The organism is Novosphingobium sp. CCH12-A3 (assembly GCF_001556015.1).
Classification (GTDB): domain Bacteria; phylum Pseudomonadota; class Alphaproteobacteria; order Sphingomonadales; family Sphingomonadaceae; genus Novosphingobium; species Novosphingobium subterraneum.
Genome location: NZ_LSIA01000119.1, coordinates 1 through 16,325, shown reverse-complemented (window position 1 = coordinate 16,325; position 16,325 = coordinate 1). Strand labels below are relative to the sequence as shown.

The window sequence follows — 16,325 nt, the reverse complement described above, 5'->3', positions numbered from 1 at the left end:
CTCATCACAGCTCCTTCTCACAAATAGGAGCCTCCAGAAAACCCGGGACGCTTCAATCCGCGTCTCGACGGCCTTCTCGGTCAGGCCAAGCACGTCGGCAGCTTCGGCCATGCTCATCCCTTCGAGGCGGCACAGGATCAGCGGGTCCTTGAGATTGGCTGGAAGCGCAGCGATGGCAGCCGAGACGCGGGCCAGTTCGGCCTGCGATATCGCTTGCGCCTCGGGATCGAGGTTCTGATCGGCAACATCGAAGGCATCTTCCAGGGGCCGCGCCATGCGGAAAAGCCGCCGCACCGCACGACGCCGCGCCCAGTCGCGGCACTTGTTCACGGCAATGCGCATCAGCCAGGCCCGAAACGGGCGTGCGGCGTCGAACTTCGCCAGCGAGGCGAATGCGGCGATGAAGGCTTCCTGCGTTATGTCGAGTGCCTCGCCCTCGTCGCCGGCGTGGTGACGGGCGAGTCGGAACACGGCTTCGCGATGGCGTGCGAGCAGCGTTGTATAGGCGCTCTGCCGGCCCGCAAGCGCGCTCGCGACTAGTTGTGGGTCGCTTTCCCCTGGAGCGTTGCCCCCCGCCACTGGATCAATGGCGGTCGGGGGAAGGGCGATCGGGCGAAGTCAGGGCGCGGGCGATCTCGCGGTCGAAGATCGCCTGCTGATCGGGCTTGAGCACTGCACGCATCGCAAAGACATGGGCCAGTGTCGCCTTCTGCAGCTCGCCCATTGCCATGTGCGAGGCATCGACTGCGCCGGTCACCTTCGGGCCGATCTGGTGTTCGCTCTCGATCGCGCGGGCAAGGTCCGCGTTCGAGGCGCGAAGGCGCTCGTCCAGCGTGCGACGGGTGTTCGCGAATTCCGCCTCGAGCCGGTCGATCTCCTGGTTCTGCTGCGCGGAGAGATCGAGGCGCTCGTGCATCAGCTGGTGGAGTTCACTGCCGTGCTGCATCGGCATGAAGCCACGCGCAAAGTGGCTGGCGGCAAGGGCGACGGCGGCCGAGACCACCGCCACCACGACATAGCGCATGGCCGCGCCCATCAGTCCGCCAGCAGGTGCGAGGGCGCGCCCGAGGGCACGCCGAACAGGGGTTCTGCCTGTGCCGGAGCTGCGGGCGCGACGGAGCCGACGATCCCGACGACAGCGGCTATCGCCACGGCCATCACCATGCCGCGCCGTGCCGTGGCGCTCTCGCGCCTCCGGGTGAGCCCGCGCATCACTTCGTCATCGATGATGGAGAGCGAAGGCGGTGTCGCTTTGGCGGCAAGAGCGCCCAAGAGTTCGTCGATATCGGCCATTGCTGGCTGGTTTCCTTTTTCCACGCGATTCCCATTACGCGCGCCCGGGCCAAATCCCTCAAGACAAAATTTGCGCTATGGCTTGAGGGATGGTCCCACGCTCTGCGTATCACACTGCAGATCCCAACCCGAAAGGACTTTCCATGCGCCGTCTTGCGCTCCTTGCTGCTCCCGCCCTTGCCATGCTGGCCCTGCCCGGCGCAGCCTTTGCCCATCCCAAGCTCCTTTCGTCGAACCCGGCGCCGAACACCGCCGTGGCCAAGCCGACCAAGCTGACCCTGACGTTCTCCGAAGAGCTGGTCGGCCCGCTCTCGGGCATCGAACTGGTGATGACCGGCATGCCCGGCATGGCCAACCACGCGCCGATGCCGATCAAGGGCTTCAAGAGCGTTGCATCGGGGAAGGTCCTGACCGTTACCCTGCCGCGCGCGCTGCCTGCCGGCACCTACAACCTCAAGTGGCATGCCGTTGCCGGTGACCAGCACCGCATCGAGGGCCAGTACGCCTTCACGGTTCGCTGACGGGGCCCGGGGGCGTGGAAACGACTGGCCTTCTGGCCGCACGCGCAGCGGCGTATCTTGCGTTGCTGCTCGTGGCGGGCGTGCCCCTGCATGCGCTGGCAGCGGGGCAGGTGCTGGCTTTCCGCGCCCGCCTCGTGCTGGCCCTGCTGGCCATCGTCGCGGCCTTTGCCTCTGCATGGTGGGCGGTTGAAAGCGTTGCCGCCATGGCCGGCATCACTCTGGCCGAACTCGATCAGGCGACGGCAGAGGTCGTGCTGGCGCAGACGCCGCTGGGCAAGGTCATGGAGTGGCGGCTGACCGCGCTCGCCGCAGTGTTCCTCGCCTGCTTCGTGCCGTTGCGCGTGTTCCGCCTGCCGATCCTGGCGCTGGCGGGCAGCGTTGCGCTCGGCTCGGTGGCGTGGACCGGCCACGCTGGCGCCAGCGAAATGGCGCTTCACCGGGTATCGGACGTGGCGCACGTCCTTGCCGCAGCGACATGGATCGGCGCTCTGGCCGTGTTCGTCACTTCGGCTTTCTCGCGCGAGGGGGCAGATACTGGCGCACTCGCACGATTTGCCCGCACCGGGAGCGTGGTGGTGGCGGTCCTCATCCTGACCGGCCTGCTCAACACGCTGGCGATTGCCGGATGGCCGATGATGTTCGAGGCGCGCTGGTTCAGCATACTTGCGGTGAAGCTTGCGCTGTTCGCCGTCATGCTGGCGCTGGCTGCAGGCAACCGCTGGCGGATCGTCCCGGCGCTCGAACGAGGCGAGCCTGGCGCCACTGCGCGCCTGCGCCGTTCCCTTGTGCTGGAATTTGCGGCGGGTCTTGGCGTTGTCGGCGCAGTCGCCTTGCTTGGCGTGCTTGACCCTCTGGCTTGAGGCCAAATGGCAACAAAGAATTCCCGCAGGGACGCTTGACCGTACAAGCCAGTGGCTTAGCTCTCTTGCCGCTGCAACCTGTCAACGGGAGAGAGCCTATGTTCAGCCATGTCATGGTCGGCGCCGACGATATCGACGCTGCCAAGAAGTTCTACGATGCCACCTTCGCCGCGTTCGGCGGGCCAGAGGCGATCACGGACCCCAAAGGACGCCTGATCTACCAGCACAACGGCGGCCTTTTCATCGTGACCAAGCCGATCAATGGCGAGCCGGCCTGCGGCGCCAACGGTGGTACCATCGGCTTCCGCATGAATCCCGAACAGGCCAACGCCTGGCACGCCGCTGGCGTCGCCACCGCCGGGACCGCGTGAAGGCTCGCCCTATTACCTTGCCTATCTGCGTGATCCCGCCGGCAACAAGTTGTGCGCGCTGGACATCATCGCCTGATGACACTCGAAACGGTCTCGACATCGAAGGCGCACGGCGGAACGCTGGGTGTCTACAAGCATGAGTCCGCCTCGACGGGGACGGGGATGACCTTTTCGGTCTTCCTGCCCCCACAGGTGGTGGACGGAGCTAAGCTTCCGGTGCTGGTCTACCTCTCGGGGCTGACCTGCACCCACGCCAACGTCACCGACAAGGGCGAATACCGCAAGGCGTGCGCCGAACTCGGCATCGTTTTTGTCGCGCCTGATACCTCGCCGCGTGGCGAAGGCGTGGCCGACGATGCGGATGGGGCCTACGATTTCGGCCTTGGCGCGGGGTTCTATGTGAATGCCACGCAGGAGCCGTTCGCACAGCACTACCGCATGTGGGACTACATCGCCGAGGAACTGCCCGCCCTGCTGGGCGCGAACTTCCCGGTCGATCTGGATCGGATGGGCATCACCGGCCATTCCATGGGTGGGCACGGCGCGTTGACGCTGGGGCTGACCTACCCGGAGAAGTTCAAGTCGCTTTCGGCCTTCGCGCCCATCGTCGCGCCGGGGCAGGTGCCGTGGGGCCACAAGGCACTGGGCGGCTATCTGGGCGATGACCGTGCGGCATGGCGCAGCCATGATGCCGTGGCGCTGATCGAGGATGGCAAGCGGCCCGCAGGCGCGGTGCTGGTCGATCAGGGCGATGCCGACGGGTTTCTTGTGAAGCAGCTACGGCCCGAACTGCTGGACGCGGCGTGCAAGGCGGCCGGCGTTGACCTGACGCTGCGGCTGCAGCCGGGGTACGACCACAGCTACAACTTCATTTCCACGTTCATGGAAGACCACATCCGCTGGCATGCCGAGCGGTTGTAGCGTTTGGAAATCCTCCCCCTTTGTCCTTCGGGAAAACGGGGAGGAGCTTTCTCTTACCGCACGTCCTTGGCCACGGCATCGAGCACGCCGTTGACGAATTTCGCCTCGCGCTCTTCAAAGAAGGCGTGGGCGACATCGACGTATTCGGTGATGACCGTTGCCACCGGCACGTCCTTGCGGGCGAGCAGTTCATAGGAGCCGGCGCGCAGGATCTGCAGCATCGTCTTGTCGAGCCGGGCGAGCGACCAGCCCTTCGCCAGCTTGGACGAGAGCAGCAGGTCGATCTCGTTGCGGCGGGCGTCGACGCCTTTCACCACATCATCGAAGAAGGCGACGTCGGCCTTGAGGTATTCGACGTCCTCGATCTCCGCGCCCAGCCGGTGCTGGTGGAACTCGTCCAGCAGCAGGTGCAGCGCGGTCTTCTCCATGTCGACCTGGTAGAGCGCCTGCACCGCGGCAAGACGCGAGGCGGCGCGGGCCTTGCCCGAGATCGCGTTCACAGGCCCAGCCTCACTTCGATCGAACGGGCGTGGGCGGCAAGGCCCTCGGCTTCGGCAAGGGCGATGGCGGCGGGGCCAACGGCGGCAAGCGCTGCGTCAGTCGCCTCGATAAAGCTGGTGCGTTTCATGAAATCCAGAACGGAAAGGCCCGAGGAAAAGCGCGCGCGGCGCCCGGTGGGCAGGACGTGGTTCGGCCCGGCGACGTAATCGCCGACGGCTTCGGGGGTCATGCGGCCAAGGAAGACCGAGCCGGCATGACGGATCTTGTCGAACAGGGCTTGCGGATCGTCGGTCGCGATCTCGATGTGTTCGGCGGCAAGGGCGTTGGCGAGCGCGGGAGCTTCGTCGAGCGAATCCACGACGATGATGACGCCGTAATCGTCCCAGCTGGCCTTGGCGACCTTGGCCGTTAGCAGCATTGCGATCTCGACGCCGACCATGTCCGCCACCTGATCGGCAAAGGCGGCATCGTCGGTAATCAGGATCGACTGCGCCACCGGGTCGTGCTCCGCCTGGCTGAGCAGATCGGCGGCGATCCACTGCGGGTCGTTCTTCGCGTCGGCAATCACGAGGATTTCCGAAGGCCCTGCGACCATGTCGATACCGACCACGCCGAACAGCTGGCGCTTGGCTTCGGCTACCCAGGCGTTGCCGGGTCCGGTGATGACATCGACAGGTCTGATCCGGCCGGTGCCATAGGCGAGCGCGGCCACGGCCTGGGCCCCGCCCACGCGCCAGACCTCGTCGGCACCGGCAAGGTGGGCTGCGGCCAGAACCAGCGGGTTGGCCTCCCCCTTGGGCGTCGGCGTGACGACGACGAGCCGCTCGACGCCAGCGACCTTGGCCGGAATGGCGTTCATCAGCAGCGACGAGGGATAGGCTGCGCGGCCGCCGGGGACATAAAGCCCGGCGCCATCTACAGCGCTCCACCGTGCGCCGAGGCGCATGCCGCTGGCGTCGGTATAGTCGCGATTCTCCGGCAACTGGGCGCGGTGATAGTCGCGGATGCGCTGTGCGGCGAGTTCGAGCGCGGCGCGAAGATCGGGCTTCAGCGCGTCGAAGGCTTCGCGGCAGGCTTCGGGCGAAATGCGCCAGTCGTCATCTGCCGGAGCGTGGCCATCGAACTTGGCGGTGTATTCGGCGAGCGCCTCGTCGCCGCGAATGCGCACGTCATCGATGATCGTCTGGACATCGCGCGCGACGTTCTCGTCGCTCTCGCGGCGGTCCTTGACGAGGCGGGCGAAGGCCTTGGCGAAGCCGGAATCGCTGGACTTGAGGCGCAGCATCAGGCGGCCTTCCTTGTGGCGACCATCTCGCGGAAGGCATCGACCAGTGCGCCGAGGCGGGCGCTGTCAGTCTTGAGCGCGGCCCGGTTGACGATCAGGCGGGCCGAGACGGGAAGGATCTGGCTGGTTTCGACCAAGCCATTCTCCTTGAGCGTCCGACCAGTCGACACCAGGTCGACAATGCGGCTGGCGAGGCCCAGCGAGGGGGCCAGCTCCATGGCGCCGTTGAGCTTGACGACTTCGGCCTGAACGCCAAGCTTTTCGAAATGCCGCCGCGTCAGGTTGGGGTACTTGGTCGCCACGCGGGCGTGGCTTTCGCGCGCGTTCGCGCCCGATTCCACCATGCTGACCGGCTCGGCCACCGAAAGGCGGCAGTGCCCAATGTCGAGATCAACCGGCGCATAAAGATCGGCATAGTCGAACTCGTCGATCACATCGGATCCCACCACGCCGGCATGTGCCGCGCCATGCGCGACGAAGGTCGCCACGTCGAAAGCGCGGACGCGAATGATCTTCACGTCGTCGCGGTTCGTGGCGAAGGAGAGTGCGCGCGAGGCCTTGTTAAAGAAATCGGCCTCGGGCACGATCCCGGCCTTCTCGAGCAGAGGCAGGGCCTCGTCGAGGATGCGGCCCTTGGGCAGGGCGAAAACGAGCGGTGCGGCGGTGGACATAACCCGCCGCCCTTATGGCAGCACGGCGCAAAGGGCAACCGAATGAACCCGATCATGGAGATCGAACAGGTCGCAAAGGCCATAGAATGGCAGGCAGACCACGCCACGAACAATGGTGCACCCTGCACGGGTCGCGTAGTGCGGGCGCAATTGTGGCTGCTGGATGGTGAAACCGAGGTCGGCAGGCGAATCGCTGCGTGGCCGGGAAAGCCGCTGGAAGATGCGCTGCCATTGCGGCTGGCTGGCGGACATCACAATCTGGTGCTGACCGGCAAGGACATGCGGCTGGCGCCGGTCTATCGCGGCGAGGTGACCGATCAGGGGCAAGTCGATGCGCTGGTGGTGGCGGTGACCCGGGAGCATGATGCGGAGCTTTTGCCGTGGCTGGACGGCCCCCCGCAGACCAATGAGGCTGGGCGGTCGGCCTCGATCATGGCGGCGCTGCTGTGGCTTTCGGTCCGCATTGGCCCGCGCTTCGAGCTGAACGAGCTGGGCGCAAGCGCTGGCGTCAACACGATGATGGAGCGCTTCTTCTTCGACCTTGGCGGGACGACCGCTGGCCCCGCGGATTCGCCGATGCGGATCGTGCCGGAATGGCGGGGGGCCCCGCCGCCGCGGGCCGGGGTCGAGATCGTCGGCATCAGGGGATGCGATCGCGCGCCGATGAACCTGGCCGATCCGGAACAGGCGCTGCGGCTGAAGTCCTATGTCTGGGCCGAAGTGACCGAGCGGATCGGCCGGATCGATGCGGCGATTGCGCTTGCGGCCCAGCGGGCGCCGGACGTGGTGCAGATGGATGCGGGCGACTTCGTGGCCGAGCGGCTGGCGGCACCGCAGGAGGAAAACACCACGCGTGTGATCTTCCATTCCATCGTCTGGCAATATCTGCCGGCCGAAACCCGGGCGCGGATCGAGGCGCTGATGGCGCAGGCGGGCGCGAAGGCCGATGCCTCGCGGCGGCTGGCATGGGTCATGCTGGAAACCAACCGCCAGACCTTCCGGCATGAATTGACCGTGCGCTATTGGCCCGGCGGAGAGGAGCCTGCCTTGCTCGGCACCGCCCATGCCCACGGTGCCTGGGTGGAGTGGCTGCCCTAAGGTCTGCGTTACGAAACGATCGCTCCGTGCAAGGGTTAAGCGAGGATGCGCCGCTCTTTTCTCCGCACTGTCGTCGTCCTGTTTATCATCGGTTCGGCAGGGCTGGCGGGGCGTGAATGGCTGCAACGGCATCCCGAGCATAACCCATGGGCGCCGCTGGCATTGGCCGATCCACCGGGCTGGGCGACAGCTATGAAGCTGCAGACGTTGCGGGGTGACCGAGCGGTGTGCAGCAGCTTTCTGGAAAGCAGCGGAATCGTCGCCGAGGCCCTGCCGCCTGCTGGCGAAGGGCAATGCCTGCGGAATGACCGGCAGGTTCTGCAAGGTCTGGCACAGGCGAAAGTGAAGCTGGCACCGGGCGGAGCGCAGGCAACCTGCGCGATCGATGCGGGGCTGGCCCTGTGGCTGCAGCATGGCATCCAGCCCGCGGCGCAGCGGCTGCTTGGCAGCGCTGTTGCATCGGTCGAGCATTTCGGCACCAGCAACTGCCGTAGGATTGGTGGCGGGCAGCAAGGTACGTGGAGCGAGCACGCGACCGGCAACGCCATCGATGTGAGCGCGTTCGTGCTGGAGGACGGACGCCGCGTTTCAGTGCTCAAGGACTGGGGAGCGGGCGACGAGAAAGCGGCGTTCCTCCGGGCCGTGCGCGATGCGGCGTGCCTCAGCTTCTCGACCGTGCTGTCCCCCGATTACAACGCCGCCCATGCCGACCACCTGCACCTCGATCAGGCGCAGCGCGCTGGCGGCTGGGCGGCTTGCCGGTAGGCTTCAGCCAAGAAATCTGTCGAGCGCGGCGTTCACCGTGTCCGGTGCTTCCCATGGCACGAAATGCCCGCAATCGTGCACCGGCTCTACGGTGAGATTGGTGACGAGCTTGTCCATGCCATCCAGGTTGCACGGCGGCAGGGCCATGTCGTCCATCGCCCAGATCACCAGCGTTGGTATCTGCAGCGGCGGAACGGGAGTGTCCTGATAACCTTCAGGCAGTTCGAACGGAGCGTCCATCGGGGGTACGGCCATTTGGCTGGCGCGATACCAGTTGAGCATGGCAATGGCGGCATCAGGGTTCGACCAGTCCTTGAACAGGGCGGCGCGCTCTTCCTCTTCCATTACCGGTGAGCGGTTCCAGTTGAGCGCCTTCATCAACAGCGCCCCGAGGCCATGTTCGCGCACCATGGCATCGTTTGCAGTATCACGGAAGGCGCGCATGTACTGGCTGGCCTCGCGCTGCTGGCGGTCGGTCCAGAGCAGGCGCGGGAAGATCACCGGATGCGGGGCATTGGCGATGACCGCGCGGGTGACGCGTGTCCCCTGGCCGAGCAGCGCAACGCCCCAGGCGATCGCGCCGCCCCAATCATGCCCGAGGATCGTGAACTGCTGCACGCCCAATGCATCGGCAAGCTGGAAAACGTCTCCGATCAGCTTGTCCGGGGTGTAGTTCTCCACGCCCTCGGGCTTGGACGAGCCGCGATAGCCCCGCTGGTCGGGCGCGATGCAGCGGAAGCGGGAGGAGAGGTGGGCGATCTGGTGGCGCCAGGTGCGGTGGCTTTCGGGGAAGCCGTGAAGAAAGATCAGGGCCGGTGCATCGCGGGGACCCACATCCAGCACATCGAGTTCGATCCCGCTGGCAAGTTTCACGCGCTGAAGTGGCGTTGCAGGGGCAAGTGCAGTCATTCCGGCGCTCCTTCGTCCATCTTTTGCGCATAGCCTGCTGCGACGACTGCGGCCATGCGGTCGTGCAGCGCATCAGGTGTGCGGCGCAGTTCGCCGATTTCCTTTTCCATGCCTTCGCCCATGATGATCTCACGCTCGTCCGCAGCAATGGCATCGAGCATCATTCCTGCAGCTACATCCGGGTCGAGCCCGCGCTCAATGACCGCATCGCTGACCCCGCGTCGCGATCCGTCGGCAGTAATGGCGTTGCGCGAAACGTCGGTGCGGATCGAGCCGGGCGCGATCACATGGACCTTGATGCCAAGTCCGGCGACCTCGGCGCGCAGCGCATCGGAATAGCCGAACAGGCCGAACTTGGCCGCGCTGTAACCGGTGCGCAGCGGCGAGCCGACCTTGCCGGCAATGCTCGAGACCATGACGATCCGCCCGGACTTGCGCTCAGCCATGCGCGGCAGGAGGGCCTGCGTCAACGCGATGGGCGCAAGCAGATCAACCGCGACAATGCGTTCATAGACGGGGAAGGCAGTGTCTACAGCCAGTGAGCGCTGCGAGATGCCGGCATTGTTGACCAGCATGTCGACGTGACCCTGCCAGCCCCATGCCTGATCGGCCGCGCGGGCAGCGGCGGCATAGTCAGTCGCTTCGAATGGCAGGACGAGGGCGTTGCCGCACTGTTCTGCGACTTCGCCAAGCGCGGCTTCATTCCGGCCGGACAGGATCAGATGCGCGCCTTGCGCAGCAAGGGCCCGTGACAATGCTGCGCCAATGCCGGACGACGCCCCGGTAATCCACGTGACCTGCCCTGCGAATGCCATCGGCCTGCTCTCCTTCGTCGGGCCTTAATCGACCCGTTAAAGGCATCGTGTCAGGCTTTTGCAAAGGAGGGAAGGGGGTGAATTCCTTCCGGCCGTGCGTCGTTTTCAAGCCACCCGCAGCATCGGGGCCATGCGATCTGCGGTGGTATCGAATTGGCTGGTTCGGAACCTGCTGACCAGCTGGCGCAGTTCCTCTGCCGCTCTTGCCAGCTGGTGGGCCGCTGCGTTGCTTTCCTCGACCATTGCAGCGTTCTGCTGCGTAAGAGTGTCGAGGTTCGCAAAGGAACCGGTGACGCGCGCGAGCTCTGCCGATTGGCGTACCGCAGAATCGGCAATTTCCGAAACCGAGCCGCTGACCTGCGAGACGCGGCTGACGATATCGTCGAGCACCGTTCCGGTCCGGCCGACAAGGCTGACGCCCTGGGCGACCTGTTCGCTCGACGTCTGGATCAGATTGCGGATGCTGCTCGCCGCTTCGGCGGAGCGCTGCGCCAGCGCGCGGACTTCTGTCGCGACTACTGCGAAACCCTTGCCGGCATCGCCAGCGCGCGCTGCCTCGACACCGGCGTTGAGGGCGAGCAGGTTCGTCTGGAAGGCGATGCCATCGATCAGGGAGATGATCTGTCCGATTTCATTGGAGGACCGTTCGATCTCGTTCATCGCGGCAACCGCACTCGATACGACCGCGCCGCCCGTTTCGGCAAACTGCTGGGCTTCGCCAATGGCTTCCCGGGTGTTGCCTGCGTTTCTGGCGGTCTGATCGATCTCGGCTACGAGTTCGCGCGTGACCGAGGTGTTCTGTTCGAGGGCACTCGCCTGTTGCTCGGTCCGGCGCGCGAGGTCGTCCGACGCCCCGCGGATCTCGGAAGAGCCACGGGCAATGTGGTTGGTGGTGGACGATACGGCGCCGACCAGCCGGTCCAGATCGCTCGTCGCGGCGTTGAAGCTGTTCTTGAGCTTGATGTAGGCTGGCGGAAAATCGACTTCGATCTTGGTGCTGAGATCGCCGCCGGCCAGCTCTTCAAGCCGCTGCTCGACGGCTGCGATCACCAGTCTCTGTTCGTCGGCGATACGCTGCCGCTCGGCGGCGGCAGCCGCCTCCATGGCAAGCTTGTGCGCCTCGGCTTCTGCCTGGGCAATGATCAGGCGCTGCAATTGAACGCTCAGGAACACCAGCGCGGCAGTTTCGGCAACGACGACGACCGCGTGTAGGATTACCCGCAGAATGTCGCCGCCATTGTTGTAGACCAGTTCAGGCGCGACAAGATTGCCAAGCAGGTGGTGGACTGCCGTCAATGCCGCACCGGTGACGATCGGACGCCAGTCTGCGAGAACGACGATGATCGCAAGGCAGGCGAAGAAGACCATGTGCAGGTCGACCATCCAGGCCGATCCGGCCCACTGGTAGAGCAGGATCATCGGGAAAGTCATTATGCCCGCGGCGACCGCACAGCGCTGGGTGGCATCGCCGTCCCGGCTTCTGGCAACGAAAGTGGTGAGGCCTGCCGCGACGGCCGCGACAATCGGGGGCATTATGCCTGATCCAGCCCAGATCGCTCCAAGGCCTATGATCAGGGCGCCGATCATCGATGTGAATGCGAGTGCCCGCAGACCGTTTGCGCGAAGTGCCTGCAATTGTTCCATGGCCGTTCAACTTCCTGGTGTGGGACTGCACAGCCCCAGTGGGACCGCAATGGCGATCGTGCCGTGTCGCAATGCTGCGTAGAATGCTCCGTCGGGAGCATGATCGATGACCAACCCGCCAAGCGGTGTCGTGCCGACGATCCGGCCTCCCCGCTCCGTCGCCCATTGAACGTAGGACGCCGACCCGGATGGCAGGAGTGAAAGCACGGCAAGCGCCGAACCCTGCCTTGGTGCAAGTGCGGTGGCGAGGAGAAGGACGCCTGCAAACCCCAGCAGCGCAAGGCTGCCGGACTGGCTGGTTTCTCGCGGATGCGCCTTTCTTCTCATAAGATTGCGATAACTAATGATTATTTCCGGTTGCCTAGGACGCGCTCCGGGAAAATGCGTGTGTCAGACGCAGGATTTATGAACAGATTGATGGAACGGAGGGCTTCGCGCGCCTGGGCCATGCCTTCACGGGTGATCAGATCTCTGCCCGGTTGATGTGGCGGCGGCTGGAGCTTACGAGGCTGACCACCTTGGGGCGCTCTGGCGTGTTCCGGGCCGGTCGTCGGGATATCGAAGCACAGTGAACTATCGCCATTCCTTTCATGCGGGCAACAGCGCCGACGTGGTGAAGCACAGCCTGCTGATTGCCTTGGTCCGTGCCCTCCAGCAAAAGCCGGGCGCTTTGACGCTGATCGATACCCATGCCGGTTGCGGGTTGTATGACCTTCGTGGGGATCAGGCGCAGCGCACCGGGGAGGCCGCGCAGGGCGTGGAGCGTGTCTTTGCCGGCGCGAACCCTCTGCTAGACGACTACCGCGCCGCGGTGCGGGCGGTGAATGCCGGGCCTGAGCCGCTGCTCTATCCCGGCTCGCCTCGGATTCTTGCACAGCTTCTCCGTCCGCAAGACCTGTTGATCATCAACGAAAAGCATCCCGAGGACGCCTATGCCCTGCGCGGTGCAATGCGCGGCACGCATGCTGCCGTGCATGAGCGCGATGCCTACGAGTTCTGGCTGGCAATGTTGCCGACCCGGACCCCGCGAGGGCTGGTGGTGGTCGACCCGCCCTACGAGCAGACCGACGAACGCGCACGGATCACCAAGACCCTCGCTGCCGCGCACCGCAAGTGGGCCCATGGCGTGACGGTAATCTGGTATCCGCTGAAGGACCGGTCTGCGCACGTGCACTGGAAGGAAAAGCTGCGCAGGCTGGGCATCCCGAAGCTGCTGAACGTGGAGCACTGGCTTTACGATGCCGACCAGCCCGGCATCTATAACGGCGCAGGGCTGTTCATCGTGAACCCGCCCTATGCCTTTACGCAAGGCCTGGCGCCGATGCTGGAAGCCCTTCGCGCCGCGCTGGCGCCGGAGGGGCATCGGGGCACGCTGGGCGCGGAGTGGGTGCAGTATTAAGGTCGACTCAGCAAAAAACTATATATGCTTTATCGGCTAAACTGTCGTCTCGATTCCTACACTCTTAGCTCGCCATGCATCGTTAGGCGCCGAAATTCAAATGTTTGCGGTGCCGATCCAAGCTAAGCGCGAGGCGATCCAAACCATTATACTCGGACTCAGTGAAGTTCCGACGAGTGTAAATGTTGGCTCGGCTGATAACTTTTGGCTTGGACTTCAGCTAGTGATAGCATATAAATAATGAAAATTTCAGTGTGATAGGTAGTGCCAGATGCAAAATGCCCTTATATTGCTATGCTCGTTGGCTTTCGTTACAATAATTGTTCTTTTCATAAAGTATAGAGCTTTAGAATTGAATTTAAAGATTGTTAATTTGGAAAATTACAGGCTCACATCAAAAGTTCAACTTTTGGAAAGAGGCGTTTTGCATGGTGAGAATGTACTGAAAAACCACAAGGATAATAATAGGCTTGGTGTTATTCTTTTCACTGAAGAAGAAAAAGAGGATGGATGGTTTAGTAGTTCGGTGAAAATTCGTTTCAAATCTCAGGTGACTCTGAATAATATACCAATAGGGGCAGCTTCGGTTTTGAAGGAAGATATATATTCTGAAGTAGATAAAAAGAAGATCGACGATGTGGTTCAAAACTTTGCAAAGCCACTTCTTGAGGCAGGCATCATGGTTTTGAGTGGGGATAAGGCTGCTGCAATAAAGGCGCTTTCCGGTCTCGCAACGGCTCCCAAGCTTGCATAGCTCATGCTATCTTAGACAAAGATCAAGAGAAACCGAAAAATCGATCTATCTGCGACTGATACGCAGAACTTTAAATCGCCAGCTGGATTCTCGACAGCAGCGACAGTCACGGATAGCTCACCGTCGTCGCCCCCTTGGGCAGGGGTATGGATTCTTCCTCGTCGCCCGGCACCTTGGGGAACCGGCCGTCCTGCCAGTCGGCCTTGGCCTGGTTGATGCGCTCGCGGCTGGAGCTGACGAAGTTCCACCAGACGTGGCGTTTGGTGGCAAAGGCTTCGCCGCCCATCAGCATGACGCGGCCGCCGGTTTCGGACTGCAGTCTGAGCACGGCGCCGGGTGCGAGGACGACGAGGTCGTAGAGGGCCAGCGGCAAGCCGTCGACCTGCGCTTCGCCGCCAACGAGCATGACGGCGCGTTCGTCGGCCTCGGCGTCGATCGGCAGGGCGCCGCCCGGCGCCAGCAGGATTTCGGCGTAGATCGTGGCGGCGTGCTGGGTGGTCGGCGCGGTCTGGCCCCAGAGCGTGCCCATGATCACGCGGGCGCTGACGCAGACGTCCTCGACGAGCGGCAGGGCGGTGACCTGTTCGAAGGCGGGGGCGATCTCTTCCTTGCCATCGGGCAGGGCGAGCCAGGTCTGCATGCCATAAAGGTGCGGGCCGCCGGGGCGCTCTGTCTCGGGCGAACGCTCGGAATGAACGATGCCGGTGCCGGCGGTCATCAGGTTGACTTGCCCCGGGCGGATCGTGGCGAAGGAGCCGAGGCTGTCACGATGGTCGATTGCGCCTTCAAACAGCCAGGTGACGGTGGCGAGGTTGATGTGCGGGTGGGGGCGCACGTCCATCGCGGTGCCGGCAGGCAGGTGGGCGGGGCCGAACTGGTCGACGAAGATGAACGGACCCACCATGGTCCGTTGGCGCGAAGGAATGGCGCGGCGGACTTCGAACGCGCCGAGATCATGGGCGACCGGGGGTGATGGTCTGGATGATCGGATCAGTCATGCGTCCGCCTCGAGGTCAAGCAGTTCGAGCAGGTTCACCGGGAACACCGGTTCATGCCAGTTTGCCAGTTCTTCGCGGGTAAACCAGCGAAATTCCTTGATTAGTTCGCGCTCAATGGCGGTGTGGCCCGAGGTGTCCGGGGTGAAGCCTTGCGTGCGGACGCGGAAGAAGCGTTCGTCCGAAGTGATCGGTTCGCCTTCGAGTGTGAGGTAATCGTCGGCGCGGGCGGCGACTTCGGGGCCGCAGTGGTCAACGACGAGGCCGGTTTCCTCGTAAAGCTCGCGCACCGCCGCAATGGCGAAGTCCTCGCCCGGATCGCATTCGCCCCCGACGCCACACCAGAACGGGCGGCGGTCTGCCGGGGCGAAGCGGATGAGGAGCAGGCGGTCTTGCTCGTCGAGCAGGAGGATGCGGGCAGCGCGGCGGATGCGGCGCGGAGTTTCACTCACCGGGAGCCTTGGCCTTGATGGCGAGAGCATGGACGCGCTGGCCGGGCAAGTCGCCCAGTGCCTTGTTGACCATGCGCTGGCGGCTGAGGCGCGACTGGCCGGTAAAGGCGGCGCTTTCGATCTCTACCGTGAAGTGCGATTCGCCGGTGCCATCATCGCCCATGTGGCCCGAGTGGCTGGCACTGTCGTTGATGACAGCGAGATGGGTGGGGGAGAGGGCTTCGGTCAGAAGCCGTTCGATTTCCTGTGCGATTGGTCCGGTCATGGCTTTTCTTCTAGCGTCTTCATCGCCATGTGGACAGCACATGCGAAATGACAAGTTCCACGGTCGCGTCCAGGGTACGGGGCGTATCTGCAATGCCCCCGGCTGCGACGAGCCGGGCGAATTCCGCGCGCCGGGCGTGCGCTCATCCGGGTTCGACGGGCCGGGCGATTATCGCTGGTTCTGCCTGGAACACGTGCGGCAGTTCAATTCGGGATATGATTTCTTTGCCGGGATGACCCCGGAGGAGATTCTCAAGGCGCAGTCGCCGCTGGCCGGGTGGGAGCGCGAGACCCGGGCGTTCCGGCCCGACGCTGGTATCGACCAGGCGCCGCGCTGGGCGGACTTTGCCGATCCGCTCGAGGCGATTGCCCAGCGCGCCAAGGCGCGGCGGGCCGATCACCAGAAGGCCGCCGACGCGGCGCGGCGCGGGATCAGTCCTGACGAGCGCAAGGCCTACGACGCGCTGCATCTGGCCTATGACGCCGATCGGCGGCAGTTGCGGCAGAGCTATTCCGAGCTGGTGCGCAAGTATCACCCGGACCGCAACGGCGGCGACCGCACCTTCGAAGGGCGGCTGCAGGAAGTGGTCGAGGCCTACAACCTGCTCAAAGGCAGTGCGCTGTTCGCCTGATTTCCGGGCGCTGAATGACATTTCTCGCGCCAGTGTGGTGACGTCTCGCACAGACTTTTCATAGGAAATTTCCTATGCACTCCATGCCAACAGCACATGGAGGCACGGACATGGCTTACGGTGCGCCTCGTCCCGGATGGTCCGGGGTGCATATGACTGGAATGCAAAGGAGAAA

The 16,325-nt window shown here is 64.1% G+C and carries 21 protein-coding genes and 1 pseudogene; 9 read left to right on the top strand and 13 right to left on the bottom strand.

Annotation, left to right across the window (positions count from 1 at the left end):
- The 3 genes from AX703_RS09255 to AX703_RS09245 form a co-directional block, all read right to left on the bottom strand.
- On the bottom strand, window positions 1-579 hold a 579-nt coding region (locus AX703_RS09255; protein WP_062343731.1), incomplete at its 3' end, for an RNA polymerase sigma factor.
- Window positions 580-583: 4 nt separating this feature from the next.
- On the bottom strand, window positions 584-1,036 hold the full coding sequence (locus tag AX703_RS09250) for a Spy/CpxP family protein refolding chaperone (protein ID WP_062343730.1): 453 nt from the start codon (window positions 1,034-1,036) through the stop codon (window positions 584-586).
- Window positions 1,036-1,293, bottom strand: coding sequence for a hypothetical protein (locus AX703_RS09245; protein WP_039331533.1), 258 nt, complete (start codon window positions 1,291-1,293; stop codon window positions 1,036-1,038). The genes AX703_RS09250 and AX703_RS09245 overlap by 1 nt, the downstream gene beginning before the upstream one ends.
- Before the next feature lie 143 nt (window positions 1,294-1,436).
- On the opposite strand from AX703_RS09245, the gene copC reads away from it, so the two are divergent.
- The 4 genes and pseudogenes from copC to fghA all read left to right on the top strand — a co-directional run bounded on the left by copC (window position 1,437) and on the right by fghA (window position 3,966).
- Window positions 1,437-1,814, top strand: a complete 378-nt coding sequence (gene copC, locus AX703_RS09240) for a copper homeostasis periplasmic binding protein CopC (RefSeq protein WP_062343729.1) — start codon at window positions 1,437-1,439, stop codon at window positions 1,812-1,814.
- Window positions 1,815-1,828: 14 nt separating this feature from the next.
- The gene (copD, locus tag AX703_RS09235) at window positions 1,829-2,674 is read left to right on the top strand and encodes a copper homeostasis membrane protein CopD (protein WP_197423661.1); all 846 of its coding nucleotides are present in this window, start codon (window positions 1,829-1,831) and stop codon (window positions 2,672-2,674) included.
- Between the two features lie 98 nt (window positions 2,675-2,772).
- Window positions 2,773-3,121: pseudogene (locus AX703_RS09230) on the top strand (VOC family protein).
- Window positions 3,121-3,966, top strand: a complete 846-nt coding sequence (gene fghA / locus AX703_RS09225) for an S-formylglutathione hydrolase (protein WP_062343728.1) — start codon at window positions 3,121-3,123, stop codon at window positions 3,964-3,966. Before AX703_RS09230 ends, fghA begins: the two are co-directional and overlap by 1 nt.
- 53 nt (window positions 3,967-4,019) lie before the next feature.
- Here the strand turns inward: fghA and nusB are convergent, their stop codons facing one another.
- From nusB to hisG, 3 genes are read right to left on the bottom strand one after another with little or no spacing between them, the layout of a single operon-like run.
- Window positions 4,020-4,466 carry a transcription antitermination factor NusB gene (gene nusB, locus AX703_RS09220; protein ID WP_039331541.1) on the bottom strand — a complete coding sequence of 149 codons (447 nt, stop codon included), beginning with the start codon at window positions 4,464-4,466 and terminating at the stop codon, window positions 4,020-4,022.
- A complete protein-coding gene (gene hisD, locus AX703_RS09215; RefSeq protein WP_062343727.1) occupies window positions 4,463-5,752 on the bottom strand; it encodes a histidinol dehydrogenase in 1,290 nt (429 codons plus the stop codon). The genes nusB and hisD overlap by 4 nt, the downstream gene beginning before the upstream one ends.
- Window positions 5,752-6,423, bottom strand: coding sequence for an ATP phosphoribosyltransferase (hisG, locus tag AX703_RS09210; RefSeq protein WP_039331545.1), 672 nt, complete (start codon window positions 6,421-6,423; stop codon window positions 5,752-5,754). Before hisG ends, hisD begins: the two co-directional genes overlap by 1 nt.
- Window positions 6,424-6,465: 42 nt before the next feature.
- Between hisG and AX703_RS09205 the strand changes: the two genes are divergently transcribed.
- Together AX703_RS09205 and AX703_RS09200 are read left to right on the top strand one after the other, a co-directional pair.
- Window positions 6,466-7,521: a DUF2332 domain-containing protein gene (locus tag AX703_RS09205; protein ID WP_062343726.1), complete on the top strand. Its 1,056-nt coding sequence runs from the start codon at window positions 6,466-6,468 to the stop codon at window positions 7,519-7,521.
- 45 nt (window positions 7,522-7,566) lie between these two features.
- Window positions 7,567-8,286: an extensin family protein gene (locus tag AX703_RS09200; protein ID WP_062343725.1), complete on the top strand. Its 720-nt coding sequence runs from the start codon at window positions 7,567-7,569 to the stop codon at window positions 8,284-8,286.
- Window positions 8,287-8,289: 3 nt separating this feature from the next.
- Here AX703_RS09200 and AX703_RS09195 read toward each other — a convergent pair whose 3' ends face one another.
- The 4 genes from AX703_RS09195 to AX703_RS27320 all read right to left on the bottom strand — a co-directional run bounded on the left by AX703_RS09195 (window position 8,290) and on the right by AX703_RS27320 (window position 11,981).
- The gene (locus AX703_RS09195; protein ID WP_062343724.1) at window positions 8,290-9,195 is read right to left on the bottom strand and encodes an alpha/beta fold hydrolase; all 906 of its coding nucleotides are present in this window, start codon (window positions 9,193-9,195) and stop codon (window positions 8,290-8,292) included.
- Window positions 9,192-10,010, bottom strand: a complete 819-nt coding sequence (locus AX703_RS09190) for an SDR family NAD(P)-dependent oxidoreductase (protein ID WP_062343723.1) — start codon at window positions 10,008-10,010, stop codon at window positions 9,192-9,194. Before AX703_RS09190 ends, AX703_RS09195 begins: the two co-directional genes overlap by 4 nt.
- A 105-nt stretch (window positions 10,011-10,115) precedes the next feature.
- Window positions 10,116-11,597, bottom strand: coding sequence for a methyl-accepting chemotaxis protein (locus AX703_RS09185; RefSeq protein ID WP_197423660.1), 1,482 nt, complete (start codon window positions 11,595-11,597; stop codon window positions 10,116-10,118).
- Window positions 11,598-11,660: 63 nt separating this feature from the next.
- Window positions 11,661-11,981 carry a hypothetical protein gene (locus AX703_RS27320; RefSeq protein ID WP_156451996.1) on the bottom strand — a complete coding sequence of 107 codons (321 nt, stop codon included), beginning with the start codon at window positions 11,979-11,981 and terminating at the stop codon, window positions 11,661-11,663.
- Between the two features lie 241 nt (window positions 11,982-12,222).
- Between AX703_RS27320 and AX703_RS09180 the strand changes: the two genes are divergently transcribed.
- Both AX703_RS09180 and AX703_RS27315 read left to right on the top strand, forming a co-directional pair.
- Window positions 12,223-13,053, top strand: coding sequence for a 23S rRNA (adenine(2030)-N(6))-methyltransferase RlmJ (locus AX703_RS09180; RefSeq protein WP_062343721.1), 831 nt, complete (start codon window positions 12,223-12,225; stop codon window positions 13,051-13,053).
- Window positions 13,054-13,354: 301 nt separating this feature from the next.
- Complete coding sequence (locus AX703_RS27315) at window positions 13,355-13,807, top strand: hypothetical protein (RefSeq protein ID WP_156451995.1); 453 nt, start codon at window positions 13,355-13,357, stop codon at window positions 13,805-13,807.
- Window positions 13,808-13,913: 106 nt separating this feature from the next.
- On the opposite strand, the gene AX703_RS09170 is transcribed toward AX703_RS27315, so the two are convergent.
- From AX703_RS09170 to AX703_RS09160, 3 genes are all read right to left on the bottom strand, one after another.
- Window positions 13,914-14,711 carry a pirin family protein gene (locus AX703_RS09170; protein ID WP_369821006.1) on the bottom strand — a complete coding sequence of 266 codons (798 nt, stop codon included), beginning with the start codon at window positions 14,709-14,711 and terminating at the stop codon, window positions 13,914-13,916.
- 90 nt (window positions 14,712-14,801) lie between these two features.
- The gene (locus tag AX703_RS09165; protein ID WP_039331567.1) at window positions 14,802-15,254 is read right to left on the bottom strand and encodes an NUDIX hydrolase; all 453 of its coding nucleotides are present in this window, start codon (window positions 15,252-15,254) and stop codon (window positions 14,802-14,804) included.
- The gene (locus tag AX703_RS09160; protein ID WP_156135697.1) at window positions 15,247-15,519 is read right to left on the bottom strand and encodes a BolA family transcriptional regulator; all 273 of its coding nucleotides are present in this window, start codon (window positions 15,517-15,519) and stop codon (window positions 15,247-15,249) included. Before AX703_RS09160 ends, AX703_RS09165 begins: the two co-directional genes overlap by 8 nt.
- A 40-nt stretch (window positions 15,520-15,559) precedes the next feature.
- Here AX703_RS09160 and AX703_RS09155 point away from each other — a divergent pair, with 40 nt between their 5' ends.
- Window positions 15,560-16,150 (top strand): J domain-containing protein, encoded by a 591-nt coding sequence (locus AX703_RS09155; RefSeq protein WP_062343718.1) that lies wholly within the window; start codon window positions 15,560-15,562, stop codon window positions 16,148-16,150.
- The last annotated feature ends 175 nt before the right edge of the window (window positions 16,151-16,325 follow it).

Coding starts and splice junctions, on each gene's coding strand:
- AX703_RS09190 (WP_062343723.1), bottom strand. CDS start 10,010: ATGGCATTCGCAGGGCAGGTCACGTGGATTACCGGGGCGTCGTCCGGC.
- hisD (WP_062343727.1), bottom strand. CDS start 5,752: ATGCTGCGCCTCAAGTCCAGCGATTCCGGCTTCGCCAAGGCCTTCGCC.
- AX703_RS09160 (WP_156135697.1), bottom strand. CDS start 15,519: ATGACCGGACCAATCGCACAGGAAATCGAACGGCTTCTGACCGAAGCC.
- AX703_RS09200 (WP_062343725.1), top strand. CDS start 7,567: ATGCGCCGCTCTTTTCTCCGCACTGTCGTCGTCCTGTTTATCATCGGT.
- AX703_RS09205 (WP_062343726.1), top strand. CDS start 6,466: ATGAACCCGATCATGGAGATCGAACAGGTCGCAAAGGCCATAGAATGG.
- AX703_RS09250 (WP_062343730.1), bottom strand. CDS start 1,036: ATGGGCGCGGCCATGCGCTATGTCGTGGTGGCGGTGGTCTCGGCCGCC.
- AX703_RS09185 (WP_197423660.1), bottom strand. CDS start 11,597: ATGATCGGCGCCCTGATCATAGGCCTTGGAGCGATCTGGGCTGGATCA.
- AX703_RS27320 (WP_156451996.1), bottom strand. CDS start 11,981: ATGAGAAGAAAGGCGCATCCGCGAGAAACCAGCCAGTCCGGCAGCCTT.
- hisG (WP_039331545.1), bottom strand. CDS start 6,423: ATGTCCACCGCCGCACCGCTCGTTTTCGCCCTGCCCAAGGGCCGCATC.
- AX703_RS09155 (WP_062343718.1), top strand. CDS start 15,560: ATGCGAAATGACAAGTTCCACGGTCGCGTCCAGGGTACGGGGCGTATC.
- copC (WP_062343729.1), top strand. CDS start 1,437: ATGCGCCGTCTTGCGCTCCTTGCTGCTCCCGCCCTTGCCATGCTGGCC.
- AX703_RS09195 (WP_062343724.1), bottom strand. CDS start 9,195: ATGACTGCACTTGCCCCTGCAACGCCACTTCAGCGCGTGAAACTTGCC.
- AX703_RS09170 (WP_369821006.1), bottom strand. CDS start 14,711: ATGGTGGGTCCGTTCATCTTCGTCGACCAGTTCGGCCCCGCCCACCTG.
- fghA (WP_062343728.1), top strand. CDS start 3,121: ATGACACTCGAAACGGTCTCGACATCGAAGGCGCACGGCGGAACGCTG.
- AX703_RS09245 (WP_039331533.1), bottom strand. CDS start 1,293: ATGGCCGATATCGACGAACTCTTGGGCGCTCTTGCCGCCAAAGCGACA.